The sequence below is a fragment of the Pengzhenrongella sicca genome, from assembly GCF_017569225.1.
Taxonomy (GTDB): domain Bacteria; phylum Actinomycetota; class Actinomycetes; order Actinomycetales; family Cellulomonadaceae; genus Pengzhenrongella; species Pengzhenrongella sicca.
The window spans coordinates 4,346,368-4,359,374 of record NZ_CP071868.1 but is presented as its reverse complement, the minus strand read 5'-3'; the positions used below and the strand labels follow the sequence as shown (position 1 = coordinate 4,359,374).

Genomic DNA, 13,007 nt, shown 5'->3' with positions numbered 1-13,007 from the left:
TGCAACTCTTGAGTTGCAGCAACCGGCTGCATCGCGCAGGTCACCGACCGAGCAACTCAGCGAACCGAAGGGCCACACCATGTCGCACCAGCCCGCCGTCGTCGACACGGAGAACTTCGCCATCACGCGAACCGTCCACATCCAAGCGACGCCCGCCCGCGTGTGGGCGGCCCTCACGCGCGACGACCTCATCACGCAGTGGTTCGGCAGCAGCGCCTCCCTGCCCGACCTGCGGGTCGGGGGCGAGGGCACCTTCGGCTTCGAGGGCTACGGCGAGTTCCCGGTGCGGATCGACGAGTACGACGAGCCGTCGGTCTTCGCCTTCACCTGGGGCACGCCGCCCGCACCGCGCGCCGGCGGGGAGCCGATGGGCCCGAGCAACTCCACGCAGGTCCGGTTCACCCTCGTCCCGGACGGCGACGCCACGATGCTCAGCGTCGTCGAGTCCGGCTTCGCCACCCTCAGTCGCGACCCCGCGACGGCGATGGCCGAGAACCGCCAGGGCTGGACCCAGGAGCTGGACGAGCTCGTCGCCTACCTCGAGGGCGGCGCGTGAGCGAGACCCTGGCACCCGTGTTCGCCGCGCTCGCGGACGACACCCGGTGGGCCGTCCTGCAGGAGCTGGGCCGCGCGGACCTGTCGGCGTCCGCGCTGGCCACGCTCCTGCCGGTCACCCGGCAGGCGATCGCGAAGCACCTGGCGGTGCTCGCCGACGCCGGGCTGGTCGAGGCGGTCCGGGTCGGGCGCGAGATCCGGTATCGCGCGCTCGGCTCCCGGCTGAGCGACACGGCGAGGGCGCTCGAGGCCATCGGCGCCGAGTGGGACCGGCGGCTGGCCGGGATCGCGCGCATCGCCGAAGCGCTGGAGGACTGACTCCGCGCGGCCGTGACGGGCCGTACCACGAGCGCGGGACACTGGGCCCATGACCTGGACAGCTCCGACCCCGCACGCCGTCGACGGTCCGCTGGTCGGCGCCGATCGACCCATGCTCGAGGGCTTCCTCGCGTGGGAGCGGGCCACCCTGCTGAACATCTGCGCGGGCCTGACCGGCGAGCAGCTCGCGCTGCGCGCAGTCCCGCCGTCGAGCCTGTCCCTGCTCGGGCTCGTCCGCCACCTCGCCAAGGTCGAGCGGACCTGGTTCCGGATCCGGGCGGCCGGCGAGGCGATCGAGCCGCTGTTCGACCCGGCGCGGGGCCGCGACGCCGACTTCGACGACCTCGACCCGGCGCTCGCGGCCGACGACGTCGCGACGTTCCTCGCGGAGTGCCGGCTCGCCGACGCCGCGGCCGCGACGCTCGCGTTCGACGACACGTTCACCGTTCGCGGCGAGGTGTACTCGCTGCGGTTCGTATACGTCCACCTGATCGGCGAGTACGCGCGGCACAACGGGCACGCCGACCTGCTGCGCGAGTGCATCGACGGCAGGACGGGCGCCTAGGCCCGTCGGTTTGGCCCAGCGGCCCGTCCGGTCACGCCGCCGCGTGCCGCCTGGCCAGGTACTCCCCGGTGAGCGACCCGGTCGCCCCAGCCAACGCCGTCGGCGGCCCCTCGAACACGATGCGCCCCCCGTCCGAGCCTGCCCCCGGGCCGAGGTCGATGACGTGGTCGGCGCGCGAGACGACGTCGAGGTTGTGCTCGATCACGACGACGGTCGAGCCGGCGTCGACGAACCGGTCGAGCAGCCCGATCAGGCGGTCGACGTCGGACATGTGCAGGCCCGTCGTCGGCTCGTCGAGCACGTAGACGTCGGCCGGGGATCCGAGCTCGATCGCGAGCTTGAGCCGCTGGCGCTCGCCGCCGGACAGGGTCGACAGCGGCTGGCCCAGGGTCAGGTACCCGATCCCCACGTCGTCCATCGCCGCCAGCGTCGCGACCACGGGCTTCTCGGTGAAGTAGTCCCGCGCCTCGATGACCGACAGGTCCAGCACGTCGGCGATGGACTTGCCGCGCAGCCGGTACTCGAGCACCGCGTCGGTGTAGCGGCGGCCGCCGCACAGCTCGCATGGGGTGGCCATCGGCTCGAGGTTGCCGAGGTCGGTGTAGATCACCCCGAGCCCGTGGCACTCGGGGCACGCGCCCTCGGAGTTCGCGGAGAACAGGGCCGCCTTCACCTTGTTCGCCGTCGCGAACGCCTTGCGGATGTGGTCGAGCATCCCGGTATAGGTCGCGGAGTTCGACCGCCGCGAGCCGCGGGTGCTGGCCTGGTCGACGACGACGATGCCCGGCACCAGGCGCGGCAGCACGCCGCGGATCAGCGAGCTCTTCCCCGAGCCGGCGACGCCCGTCACGACCGTGAGCACGCCGGTGGGGATCTCGACGGACACGTCCTGCAGGTTGTACAGGGACGCCCCAGTGATCGGCAGGGAGCCGGTCGGCGTCCGCACGTCGCGCTTGAGTCGCTGGTGGTTGCTGAGGTGCTGGCCGGTCAGCGTGCCGGACGCCCGCAGTCCGGCCAGGTCGCCCTCGTAGACGATCCGGCCGCCCGCCGACCCGGCCCCCGGCCCCATGTCGACGAGATGGTCCGCGATCGCCATCACCTCGGGCTTGTGCTCGACGACGAGCACGGTGTTGCCCTTGTCCCGCAGCGCGACGAGCAGCTCGTTCATGCGGTGGATGTCGTGCGGGTGCAGCCCGACGCTCGGCTCGTCGAAGACGTAGGTGACGTCGGTCAGCGCCGAGCCGAGGTGGCGCACCATCTTGACCCGCTGCGACTCGCCCCCGGACAGGCTCGACGTCTCGCGGGACAGGGACAGGTACCCGAGCCCGATCCTGTCGAGGCTTTCCAGCCGGGTTGCGAGGTCGTCGAGCAGCGGACCGTACTCGGGCAGGTCGACGCCGCGGATGAAGGTGGCCAGCGAGCTGACCTGCATGGTTGCGCAGTCCGCGATGCTGGTGCCCGCGATCAGGCTGCCGCGAGCCGCGGCGTTGAGGCGGGACCCGCCGCACTCGTCGCACGGCCGGCGCACGGAGATCCGCTCCACCGCGGCGCGCGCGTGCGCCTGCATCGACTCGCGGTCCTTGGACAGGTAGAGCCGTTTGATCTTGGGCAGCAGGCCCTCGTACGTCAGGTTCATGCCGCTGACGGCGACCTTCCCCTCGGCGCGGTGCAGCAGGTCGTTCCACTGCGCGTCGGTGAACGACGACAGCGGCGCATCCGGGTCGAACAGCCCGGACTCGGCGTAGACCTTCCAATACCAGGAGTCGACCTGGAAGTTCGGGAAGTCGATCGCGCCCTCGCGCAGCGACTTGGTTCGGTCCACGAGCGCGTCGATGTCGACGTCGTCGACCGAGCCGATCCCCTCGCACACCGGACACATCCCGGTCGGGTCGTTGAACGAGAAGGCCCGCGGCGACCCGAGGCCGGGCACCCCGGCCCGCGCGTACACGCGCCGCAGCATCGAGTACGCGTCGGTCGCCGTCCCGACGGTCGAGCGCGAGTTGCCGCCCATCGGCTGCTGGTCGACGACGATCGACGCCGTCATGCCGGTGAGCGAGTCCGCGTCCGGCTGGCTGGCCTGGGGCAGGAAGTTCTGGACGAACGCGGTGTGCGTCTCGTTGAGCAGGCGCTGGGACTCGGCCGCGATCGTGTCGAAGGCCAGCGAGGACTTGCCCGAGCCGGAGACGCCCGTGAACACGGTGATCTGGTGCTTGGGGATGTCGATGTCGACGCCCTGCAGGTTGTTCTCGCGGCCGCCCCGGATCCTGATCGTGTCGTGCTCACGGTTGGTCACCCTCGCCGCTCCCTCGTCCGCTGTCTCTGCACGTCCGTTCCGACAGTCTGACCGCCGCCGGCGAGCGCAGTCATCGTCCCGCTCGCCACCCGCATGCCGCCACTCGCCACCCGCATGCCGCCACTCGCCACCCGCTTCGCGCCCGCCGGGTATAGATTTTGGGCACGAGATCTTCCCGGTCGCGAGCCGGAGTGGCCTCAAGCGATGCCGTCGTCCGCCCGATGAAGGGCCGACTCGGCGTGTCGCGTTCAGGGCTGGCCGACCGGCTCCCTGACCCCGGGCACGCGCAGGGCAACACCCGTCCCGCACACCCAGAAGCGAGATCTCATGAGCACCCAGACCGAGCAGCAGCAGTACATCGTGCACCTCGACATCCGGGCGACGGCCAGCGACCCCGACCAGGCGATCAACGAGGCGCTCACCGTAGTGCGCCGTGGCGAGCTCGGGGCTGTGACCTGGAGCGTCGAGCCGGCCGACGCCGTCGCGTCAGCCGACGTCGCGCCGGTGGCAGCGGCAGCGGAGGTGCCGGCACCCCGGCCGGAGTCCGACCGCGAGGCAGCGGGCGACGCCCGCGACCCCCGGCAGCACGCGCGTGAGACGTACGACGGCGAGTTCCTCGGCTAGGCCCGGCGGCCGGACTCCGTGCCCGGCGGGGCCACCCCGCCGGGGGTCGCGCCAAGGGTTCGCGTTGGTTTCGCGCAGGTGGCCCGCCCGGGGTGAGAGCGTCGGTAAGGTGTCCGGGGCCCGGGACTCCGGGCGCGACCGCACCCTCGACCTCGGCTGGAGCCACCCTCATCGTTGACAAGTGGGCGCAATGATCCGCCGCAGCGCCGCCCGGGTCTTCTGGTCCGTGAGCCGTTGGACGCTGAAGTCCGAGCCCGTCCCGCCCGAGAGCGCCAGCATCCTCATCGGTGCGCCGCACACCTCCAACTGGGACTTCCTCTTCATGCTCGCCATCACGTGGGATGCGGGGATCTCCGCGCGGTTCCTCGGCAAGAAGTCGCTGTTCCGGGGGCCGCTGGGGCCGATCATGCGCTGGCTCGGCGGGATCCCGGTCGACCGGAGCCACCCCATGGGCCTCGTTCACGCGGTCGTCGAGCGGGCGCGTGCGAGCGAGCGGTTCTTCCTCGTCGTGACCCCGGAGGGCACGCGGGCACGGACGGCCGGCTGGAAGTCCGGCTTCTACCGGATCGCGCTCGACACGGGCCTGCCGATCACCCTGGGTTACGTCGACCGGACCACCATGACGACCGGCCTCGGCCCGACCTTCCACCTCACGGGCGACGTCGCTGCCGACATGGACCGCATCCGCGCCTTCTACGCAGACAAGAGCGGCTTCTCGCCCGAGAACCGCACGGAGCCGCGCCTGCGCGACGAGACGAAGCCTCCGCGCCTGGCCTGACCGCTGGGCGCCTGGCCTGACCGCTGGATCGGCCGGCTAAACCCGGGTCGCCCCGGACGCCCGACTACTCCTCGGCCAGCGCCTTGACGCTCTCGAGCAGCTGCCGCCACATCCCACTCGCGTGCTCGGCGGCGGCCTCGGTGTCGTTGTTGTCCTGCGTCAGGGTCAGGCGGGTGCCGGCGCCGACCGGCTCGAGCGCGTAGGTGAGCGTGTGGTAGCTCGCGGGCTCGTCCGGCGCCCCGCTCAGCGGGCTGTAGTGGGTGTACCGGAGCAGGGTGGGCTCGTCGAGGTCGAGGATGACGCCCTTGTCCTCGTACGCCTTTCCCTCCCACTGGCCGCGGAAGAGGATCGCGCTGCCCGCCCGCCAGTCGGTCACGACCTCGGACCCGAACATGTACTGGCGCACGCAGTCGGGGTCGACCAACGTCCGCCACACCCGCTCCGGCGTCGCCTCGATCTCGACCTCCGCCGCCGCCACGTGACCGCTCATGCGCGGGTCCCCTTCCCCTCCGCCGGCGCTGCGCCTGCCCGGCGCCGCGTCCACTGGCATGCTACGAGCATGCCGAGATCAGCGCCCTCCCCCGGCCCGCAGCAGCCCGGCGAGCACGGGTACGGCGATCCGGCCGCGCCGGTCACGATCGTCGAGTTCGGCGACTTCGAGTGCCCGTACTGCCGCAAGGCCGCGCCGGTCCTGCGGGAGCTCGTGGACGGGGCCGACGGCGCGGTCCGGCTCGTGTGGCGCCACTTCCCGCTCTTCGAGGTGCACCCGCACGCGCTCACCGCGGCGCTCGCGGCCGAGGCGGCGGCCGCGGCCGGGCAGTTCTGGCCGATGCACGACCGCCTGTTCGCCCACCAGAACCGGCTGACCGACGACGACCTGCGCCGGCATGCCGAGGCGCTGGGGCTGGATCCCGAGAGCGCCGCTGGCGAGGGGGCGCAGGCGTTCGCGGACGGCGTCGCGGCCGACTACACGGCCGGGCTCGCCCTCGGGGTGGCCGGCACCCCGACGCTGCTCATCGACGGCGAGCGGTACACCGGCACGGTGCAGCTCGAGGCGTTGCGGGTCGTGGTCGCCGAGCAGCTGTCAGCCGTCGACGGGCGCACGCCACGGCAGTGGCGGGAGGGCGGCCGGTAGGTCCTCTCCGGGCGTGCACAGCGGCAGCCGCTCCCCGAGCACCCGGAGCGCGATCGTGCCCAGCACCGCGGCCGTGAGCGAGCCCGCGAGGATGCCGATCTTCGCCTGCTCCTGCAGGTCCGGGTCGGTGAAGGCGAGCTCGGCGATGAACAGCGAGATCGTGAAGCCGATGCCGGCGAGCATCGCGCCGCCGAGCAGGTGTCCGTACCGCACGCGCCCGGGCAGCAGGCCGAGGCCCGTCCGGATCGCGATCGCTGCTCCGCCGAAGACGCCGATCGCGTTGCCGGCGACGAGCGCGACCGCGACCCCGATCGTCACGGGTGAGGACGCGGCCGTCCGCAGCGACTCGGCGTCGAGGCTGACCCCGGCGTTCGCGAGGCCGAACACCGGCACGACGACGAAGGCGCTCCACGGGTGCAGCAGCCGCTGCAGGCGGTCGCTCGGGGGAACCGTCGCGCGCGCGGCCAGCTCCGCAAGGTGCTCGCGCTCGGCCGTCGTCTCCTCCTGCAGGCGCCGGGTGAACCGGGACAGGCGGTCGATCTCCTCCTGCCGGGCCGGTCGCGACGGCAGCAGCAGCCCGACCAGCACGCCCGCGAGCGTCGCGTGCACGCCCGAGGTGTACACCGCGAGCCACAGCGCGATGCCCACGACGCCGTAGGGCAGCAGCTGCCAGACGCCGAGCCACCGCAGCGCGAGAAACGCCAGGACGAGCGCGGCCGCGACGACCAGGCCCGCGCCGTCGACGTCGTCGGTGTAGAAGATCGCCATCACCGAGATCGCGCCGATGTCGTCCACGATCGCGAGCGTGAGCAGGAACAGGCGCAGGCGGTCGGGGCAGCGCGGGCCGAACAGCGCGAGGATCCCGACGAGGAACGCCGTGTCCGTGCTCATCACGACGCCCCAGCCGTGCGAGCTGGCGCCGCCGTGGTTGAACGCGACGTAGATGAGGGCCGGCACGGTGAGGCCGCCGATCGCGCCGAGCGCGGGCGCGGCGATCGAGTGCCGGTCCCGTAGCTCGCCGCTGGTCACCTCGCGGTTGATCTCGAGGCCGACGACGAGGAAGAACACGGCCATCGCGGCGTCGTTGACCCAGGCGTGCAGGTCCATCTCGAGGCCGAGCGACCCGATCCGGAACCCCGCCACGGTGTGCCACAGGTCCTCGTACGAGGTGGCCCAGGGCGAGTTGGCCCAGACGAGCGCGGTGACCGTCGCGGCGAGCAGCAGCATCGCGCCGCTGGCCTCGTTCGCGAGGAAGCGCGTCACGGCGGGGGAGGTCGGGGGCAGGCGCACCCGGAGCGGCGGGCCCGGGCGGGCGGGCGTCGTCATCGCGTGCCGCACCCGGGGCCGATGTAGAGCCGCGCGGCCTCGGGCGGGCGGACCGCGGCGAGGCTGGCCGGGATCGTCGCGAACGCGAGCAGCCCACCCGCCGCGAGCAGTCCCGCGCACAGGAGCATCGCGGTGCGATGGGCCGGCCCGAGCATCGCGGGGTCGAGCAGGCTCGAGCCGACGCCCGCGGCGAGCGGCAGCACGGCGACGGCCATGAGGCCCGCGGCGCGGGCGACGGCGTTGTTGACGCCGCTCGCGATCCCGGCGTGGCGGTCGGAGGCCGAGGCGAGCGCCGTCGCCGTCAGCGGCGCGACCGTGAGGGACAGTCCGAGCCCGAAGATGACGACGCCGGGCAGCACGTCCGCGACGTACGTCGAGTCCGCGCCGACGCCCGCGAGCAGCGCGACCCCGGCCGCGCACACCAGCGGGCCGACGGACATCGGCAGGCGTGGGCCGATCCGGCTGGCGAGCGCGCCCGAACGGGCCGACAGCACGAGCATCAGGAGGGTCACGGGCAGCGCCGCCAGGCCCGCGGCGAGCGGCGAGAAGCCCGTCACGACCTGGAGCGTGAGCACGAGGAAGAAGAAGACCCCGCCGATCGCCGCGTAGACCACGAAGGTCACGAGGTTGGTGGCGGAGAAGGCACGCGAGCGGAAGACCTCGAGCGGCAGCATCGGGTGCCGCGAGTGGCGCTCGATGAGCACGAAGCCGACGAGCCCGGCGACCCCGGCGGCCAGCGCGGCCAGCACAAGCGGATCGAGCCCGCCGCGGTCGGGCCACGCGGTGAAGCCGTAGGTCAGCCCCGCGAGGCCGAGCGCCCCGGTGACCGCGCCGGCGACATCGATCGACCGGGCCGCGTCGGGATCGGACGACTCGGGGATGTGGCGCAGGGCGACCGCGATGACCACCGCGGCGAGCGGGAGGTTGATCCCGAACACCCAGCGCCAGCTCGCCTGCTCGACGATCCAGCCGCCCAGGAACGGCCCGCTCGCACCCGCGATGCCGCCGAGCCCCGACCACGCGCCGATGGCGCGCGAGCGGCTGTCGGGGTCGAACGACGCCTGCAGGATCGCCAGCGACCCGGGCGTGAGCAGCGCGCCGCCTACGCCCTGCAGGGCGCGCGCGGCGATCAGGGTCTCGATGTTCGGGGCGAGCCCGCACAGCGCCGACGCGGCGGCGAACCACGCGACGCCGACGACGAAGATCCGGCGCCGGCCGAACCGGTCACCGAGCGAGCCGCCGAGCAGGATGAATGCGGCGAGCGGGAGCGTGTACCCGTTGACGGTCCACTGCAGCGCGGCGGCGCTGGCGTCCAGCTCGGCGCCGATGTGGGGCAGCGCGATGTTGACCACGGTGGCGTCGACGAAGGCCATCCCCGAGCCGAGCACCGTGGCGAGCAGCACCCAGCGGCCGGCGGGTTCGCCGTAGCGGACGGGCGTCATCGCGCCATTGTGCACGGTGCCCGCTCGTCGCGTCCCGTCCGTGGCGGATGAGGAGACGAGGCGGACGTGGCGGACGTGGCGGGCCCGACCCATCCGGCGTCGCGCCGGCTCCGAACTCCCGCTGACCCCGCGGTGACACCGCCGCCCCGTCCCGTCCGCGCACCCGCGCGGGAGCGTCCCCGACCCGGGAGAGGAACCATGTCCAGCGCCAGCGCCTCCGCACTCCCGGCCCGCCCGTTTGCGGCGCGGGCGGCGGAGCGCGCGAGCCGACGCTGGGGCACACTCTCCCTTGTGCCCCCTTCCAGCGGCAGCGCCCCCGGCGCGCCCGAGATTGACGACGTCGTCTCGACCGACGCGTTGCTCGTGGCCGTCGCGCGCGGCGACGAGAGCGCGTTCGCGCAGGTCTACGACGCTGTGTCGCCCGCCGTCTTCGGCACGTGCCTGGCGGTGCTGCGCGACCGGGACCACGCCGCCGAGGTCACCCAGGAGGTCATGGTCGAGGTCTGGCGGACCGCGGTCCGGTTCGACCCGGAGCGGGGCTCCGCTCGCGCATGGGCGGTGACGCTCGCGCACCGGCGCTCGATCGACCGGGTGCGCTCGGTGCAGGCGCAGCGCAACCGCGACCAGCGCGTGCTCGACGAGCAGGGCGAACGGCCGTTCGACGTCGTCGCCGAGGAGGTCGAGGAGAGCATGGACCGCGCCCGCGTGCGGCACTGCCTCGGCGGGCTCACTGCGACCCAGCACGAGGCGGTCGTGCTCGCGTACTACGGCGGCCAGACCTACCGCGAGGTCGCCGAGCAGCTGGCCGCGCCGCTGGCCACCGTCAAGACCCGGATCCGGGATGGCCTCATCCGACTGCGCGACTGCCTGGGGGTGGCGGCATGACCGCCGACCAGCACGGACCGACCGACGCCCGGGACCTGCTCGGCGCCTACGCGCTCGACGCCGTCGACGACATCGAGCGCCGCGCCGTCGACCGGCTCGTCGCGACCGACCCCGCCGCCGCGCACGAGCTCGCGGGCCTCACCGCGACCGCTGCGATGCTCGGTGCCGCGGTTGCCGCCCGGCCGCCGGCCGACCTGCGCGCCGCGGTGCTCGCCGAGGCCGCCCGGACCGCCCAGGTCTCCCGCCCGGCCGCGGCGGGCGCGCGCGGTTCCGGAGCGTCGGCGCGACGCCCCGGCGTGCCGCGACGGACCGTGTGGCTCGCCGTGGCGGCGACGGCCGTCGGTGCCGCGCTGATCCCGAGCGGCCTCGCGTGGCAGCAGGCCCAGCAGACGCAGCGGGCCCAGGAGCAGGCTCGCGCCGTCGCCGACCTGCTCGCCGATCCGCAGGCGCGCCTCGTGCGCTCCGAGGTCACGGGAGGCGGGACGGCCGTGGCCGTGCTCGCGGCCGACAGCGCGCTGTTCTCGGCGAGTGGGCTGGCGGAGCCGGGCGACGGCAAGGCCTACCAGCTCTGGGTGCTGCACGACGGCGCGGCGGCGTCCGCCGGCGTGCTGGCCGACGACGACGGCCAGGTCCGAGCGATCGCAGCGGACTTCGCGCCCGGCGACTCCCTCGCGGTGACGGTCGAGCCGGCCGGCGGGTCGACCCAGCCGACGACGGACCCGCTCGTCGTGCTCGAGTCCGCCTGAGCTTGCCTGTGGGGGTGCCCGCGTTGCGGTTGCCCGCCGGCGGTTGCCCGCCGGCCGCCACCGCCCGCGAGCGGTTGGCTGCCTGGGGTTGCCCGCCGGCCGCCGCGAGTGTGGGCGTTCGGTCGCCGGGGCCGCTCGTGTGGGCAATCGGTCCCCGGAACGGGCCGTTGACCAGCATTTCGCCCACACTCGCGTGCTTGGCAGCAGAACGCCCACACTCGCGCCGCCCGTGCGTTGACGGCCGCGCCGGACGGGCTTGTGAGACCGGCTTGTGAGGCCGGCCGGCGAGGCCGGCCGGCGAGGCCGGCCGGCTAGACCAGCTGGCTAGACCAGCCGGCTAGACCAGCACGGGGTAGTCCGTGTACCCGGCCGCGCCGCCGGCGTAGAACGTCGACGTGTCCGGGACGTTGAGCTCGGCGCCGGTGCGCAGGCGCTCGACGAGGTCCGGGTTGGCCAGGAAGGCGCGGCCGATGCAGAACAGGTCCGTGGCGCCGGAGTCGACGGCGGTCTGCGCCGTCGCGAGGTCCGAGGGACCCGTGAAGCCGGTGTTGAAGATGAACGGGCCGTCCCAGCGGGCGCGCAGCTGCTCGTGGAAGCTCGTCTCCGGGCTCTCCAGCACGTGCAGGTAGAGCAGGCCGAGCGGGTTCAGCCCGTCGAGCAGCGCGGCGTAGGTCGCGGCGGTCTCGACCTCGGCGATGTCGTTCATCTTGCCCGCGGGCGAGATCCGGATGCCGACCTTGTCGGGGCCGATCGCGGCGGCGACGGCGGTCGCGACCTCGATCACCAGGCGCGCCCGGTTCGCGGCGGAGCCGCCGTACCCGTCGGTGCGCTGGTTGCTGCCCTCGGCGAGGAACTGCTGGAGCAGGTAGCCGTTGGCGGCGTGCAGCTCGACGCCGTCGAGGCCCGCCTCGACCGCGCGGCGCGCGGCGTCGACGAACTCGGCGACGACGCCCGGAAGCTCGGCGGTCTCCAGCGCTCGCGGCTCGCGGAAGGCCTGCATGCCCTGCTCGGTGTAGACCTCGCCGGCGGGTGTCACGGCGCTCGGCGCGACCGGCTGCAGCCCGGTGATCGACTCGTGGCTGATGCGGCCTGCGTGCATGAGCTGGACGACGATCTTCCCGCCGCGGGCGTGCACGGCGTCGGCGACGAGCCGCCAGCCCGCGGTCTGCGCGTCGGTGTGCAGGCCCGGGGTGTGCGGGTAGCCCTGGCCGACGGCGGACGGCTGGGTTCCCTCGGTCACGATCAGGCCGGAGCCCGCGCGCTGGGCGTAGTACTCGGCCGCCAGCTCCGTCGGGGCCTCGCCAGCCCCGGCCCGGTTCCGGGTCAGGGGCGCCATCACGAGGCGGTTGGCGAGCGTGAGGGTGCCGAGCTGGAACGGCGCGAAAAGATCGGTCATGAAAAGGGGCTCCTTGGGTTGCGCGGTCCCTTGGTACAACCTCCGCTCGGGCGCAGGCTTCCGCGAACCCCGTGTGGGAAGCGTCACAGGACGCTCAGCAGCCCGCCTCGGCGACGATCCGCGAGGCGGGCTGCTGGTGCATGAGCCGGTGGTCAGCTCATCGGCATGAGGACCGAGTCGATCAGGTACACGGTCGCGTTGGCGGTGGTCACGCCGCCGCAGATGACGTTCGCGCCGTTCACCATGAGCGAGTCACCCTCGCCCGTCACCGTGACGGTCCCGCCCTGCACGGTCGTCTGGTCGCCGACGATCTCGTCCGGCGAGAGCTGCCCGGGCACGACGTGGTACGTGAGGATGCTGGAGAGCGTCGCCGTGTCCGTCTTGAGCGACTCGATGGTCGCGGGGTCGATCGCCGCGAAGGCGTCGTCGACCGGGGCGAAGACGGTGAACTCGTCGCCGTTGAGGGTGTCGACGAGGTTGACGCCCGGGTTGAGCCCGCCGGAGACGGCGGCGGTGAGGGTCGTCAGCAGCGGGTTGTTGGACGCGGCCACGGCGACCGGGTCCATCGCCATCCCGTTGACCGAGCCCGCGCCGTCCGGCACCTGCTCCGCGTAGGCGGCGCAGCCGGGGCCGACGAGGCCCGAGGCCATGTCGGTGTCCATCTCGTCCGCCTCGGGCTCGGGCGTCATCGCCGGGGACTCGGACGTCGTCGAGTCCGCCGTGTCGGCGGAGTCGGTGCCCGAGCTACAGGCGCTCAGGCCCAGCGTCGCGATGGCGATGAACCCGAGGGCGGCGATCGGGGTGCGCTTCATGGTTCTCATCGGACTCTCCCTCGTCAGGTCCGGCCGAGGTCTTCCCGGCCGGCGGTGGTCGTCCCGCGTGTGCGGGGCCGTCGAGGGTGATTCGGAGCCGTGCGACGTCCGGATGGGTCCGAGCTGAGACGG

General features: G+C 73.5%; 14 protein-coding genes. 8 read left to right on the top strand and 6 right to left on the bottom strand.

Features of this window, described 5'->3' with window-relative positions; genetic code table 11:
• The first annotated feature begins 79 nt into the window (after positions 1 to 79).
• Genes J4E96_RS19965 through J4E96_RS19955 form a run of 3 tightly spaced genes read left to right on the top strand, consistent with a single transcriptional unit; the run spans position 80 to position 1,438 of the window.
• Positions 80 to 556: an SRPBCC domain-containing protein gene (locus tag J4E96_RS19965; protein WP_227423765.1), complete on the top strand. Its 477-nt coding sequence runs from the start codon at positions 80 to 82 to the stop codon at positions 554 to 556.
• On the top strand, positions 553 to 873 hold the full coding sequence (locus J4E96_RS19960) for an ArsR/SmtB family transcription factor (protein WP_227423764.1): 321 nt from the start codon (positions 553 to 555) through the stop codon (positions 871 to 873). Before J4E96_RS19965 ends, J4E96_RS19960 begins: the two co-directional genes overlap by 4 nt.
• A gap of 49 nt (positions 874 to 922) precedes the next feature.
• Positions 923 to 1,438: a DinB family protein gene (locus J4E96_RS19955; protein WP_227423763.1), complete on the top strand. Its 516-nt coding sequence runs from the start codon at positions 923 to 925 to the stop codon at positions 1,436 to 1,438.
• A gap of 31 nt (positions 1,439 to 1,469) precedes the next feature.
• Here the strand turns inward: J4E96_RS19955 and J4E96_RS19950 are convergent, their stop codons facing one another.
• Positions 1,470 to 3,731, bottom strand: a complete 2,262-nt coding sequence (locus J4E96_RS19950) for an ATP-binding cassette domain-containing protein (RefSeq protein WP_227423762.1) — start codon at positions 3,729 to 3,731, stop codon at positions 1,470 to 1,472.
• 327 nt (positions 3,732 to 4,058) lie between these two features.
• Between J4E96_RS19950 and J4E96_RS19945 the strand changes: the two genes are divergently transcribed.
• Both J4E96_RS19945 and J4E96_RS19940 read left to right on the top strand, forming a co-directional pair.
• Positions 4,059 to 4,355: a hypothetical protein gene (locus J4E96_RS19945; RefSeq protein ID WP_227423761.1), complete on the top strand. Its 297-nt coding sequence runs from the start codon at positions 4,059 to 4,061 to the stop codon at positions 4,353 to 4,355.
• Positions 4,356 to 4,545: 190 nt separating this feature from the next.
• Complete coding sequence (locus tag J4E96_RS19940) at positions 4,546 to 5,133, top strand: 1-acyl-sn-glycerol-3-phosphate acyltransferase (protein ID WP_227423760.1); 588 nt, start codon at positions 4,546 to 4,548, stop codon at positions 5,131 to 5,133.
• A gap of 64 nt (positions 5,134 to 5,197) precedes the next feature.
• Here the strand turns inward: J4E96_RS19940 and J4E96_RS19935 are convergent, their stop codons facing one another.
• A complete protein-coding gene (locus tag J4E96_RS19935) occupies positions 5,198 to 5,623 on the bottom strand; it encodes an SRPBCC domain-containing protein (RefSeq protein WP_227423759.1) in 426 nt (141 codons plus the stop codon).
• 69 nt (positions 5,624 to 5,692) lie between these two features.
• Between J4E96_RS19935 and J4E96_RS19930 the strand changes: the two genes are divergently transcribed.
• A complete protein-coding gene (locus J4E96_RS19930) occupies positions 5,693 to 6,268 on the top strand; it encodes a DsbA family protein (RefSeq protein WP_227423758.1) in 576 nt (191 codons plus the stop codon).
• Here J4E96_RS19930 and nhaA read toward each other — a convergent pair.
• Positions 6,218 to 7,594, bottom strand: a complete 1,377-nt coding sequence (nhaA, locus tag J4E96_RS19925) for a Na+/H+ antiporter NhaA (RefSeq protein WP_227423757.1) — start codon at positions 7,592 to 7,594, stop codon at positions 6,218 to 6,220. The two genes, J4E96_RS19930 and nhaA, sit on opposite strands and share 51 nt — an antisense overlap.
• Positions 7,591 to 9,036, bottom strand: a complete 1,446-nt coding sequence (locus J4E96_RS19920; RefSeq protein WP_227423756.1) for an MFS transporter — start codon at positions 9,034 to 9,036, stop codon at positions 7,591 to 7,593. Before J4E96_RS19920 ends, nhaA begins: the two co-directional genes overlap by 4 nt.
• Positions 9,037 to 9,327: 291 nt before the next feature.
• Between J4E96_RS19920 and sigK the strand changes: the two genes are divergently transcribed.
• Both sigK and J4E96_RS19910 read left to right on the top strand, forming a co-directional pair.
• Positions 9,328 to 9,921 carry an ECF RNA polymerase sigma factor SigK gene (gene sigK / locus J4E96_RS19915; RefSeq protein ID WP_227423755.1) on the top strand — a complete coding sequence of 198 codons (594 nt, stop codon included), beginning with the start codon at positions 9,328 to 9,330 and terminating at the stop codon, positions 9,919 to 9,921.
• Positions 9,918 to 10,667 (top strand): anti-sigma factor, encoded by a 750-nt coding sequence (locus tag J4E96_RS19910; protein ID WP_227423754.1) that lies wholly within the window; start codon positions 9,918 to 9,920, stop codon positions 10,665 to 10,667. Before sigK ends, J4E96_RS19910 begins: the two co-directional genes overlap by 4 nt.
• Positions 10,668 to 11,004: 337 nt before the next feature.
• Here J4E96_RS19910 and J4E96_RS19905 read toward each other — a convergent pair whose 3' ends face one another.
• Complete coding sequence (locus tag J4E96_RS19905; protein WP_227423753.1) at positions 11,005 to 12,063, bottom strand: alkene reductase; 1,059 nt, start codon at positions 12,061 to 12,063, stop codon at positions 11,005 to 11,007.
• Between the two features lie 152 nt (positions 12,064 to 12,215).
• Positions 12,216 to 12,884, bottom strand: coding sequence for a fasciclin domain-containing protein (locus J4E96_RS19900; protein ID WP_227423752.1), 669 nt, complete (start codon positions 12,882 to 12,884; stop codon positions 12,216 to 12,218).
• Between the last annotated feature and the right edge of the window lie 123 nt (positions 12,885 to 13,007).